This window comes from Salmonella sp. SAL4457, from assembly GCF_046548235.1.
Taxonomy (GTDB): Bacteria; Pseudomonadota; Gammaproteobacteria; order Enterobacterales; family Enterobacteriaceae; genus Salmonella; species Salmonella enterica.
Genome location: NZ_JBGDZO010000159.1, coordinates 1 through 354 on the forward strand (window position 1 = coordinate 1; position 354 = coordinate 354).

The 354-nt window shown below is 66.7% G+C and carries 1 protein-coding gene; it reads right to left on the minus strand.

The genetic code is table 11. The features are described 5' to 3' along the window. Positions 1-354: serine hydrolase (locus ACLJNW_RS23705; RefSeq protein ID WP_410961159.1), on the minus strand; the 354-nt coding region annotated here is incomplete at both ends.

Below are 354 nucleotides of genomic sequence, written 5' to 3' on the forward strand. Positions count from 1 at the left end.
CCACTGGTAGCCGTAGCCGAGCGCGTATTCGCCATCGTAGAGCTTGCCCGGGGCCAGGTGGGAAGAAGCCTCGACGCGACTGGCACGATCGACCCAACCTTCGGGGAGGATACGTTCGCCATCGATCACCCCGTCCTCGAGGACGACCTGGCCGAAGCGGCCATAGTCGCGCAGGGTCGCGCTCAAGCCGCTGCTGCCGATCTCTTGCCCGGCCGGCGATTCCAGTTGCCAGAAGCCGTCGCTCTCCATGCCCATTCGCGCCCAGATCCGCTCGGACAGGTAGTCGCTCACCGGAATGCGGGTCGCCGCGTGCAGCAGCTCGCTCTGCAGGTGCGACTCGCCGGTGCTGTAGGT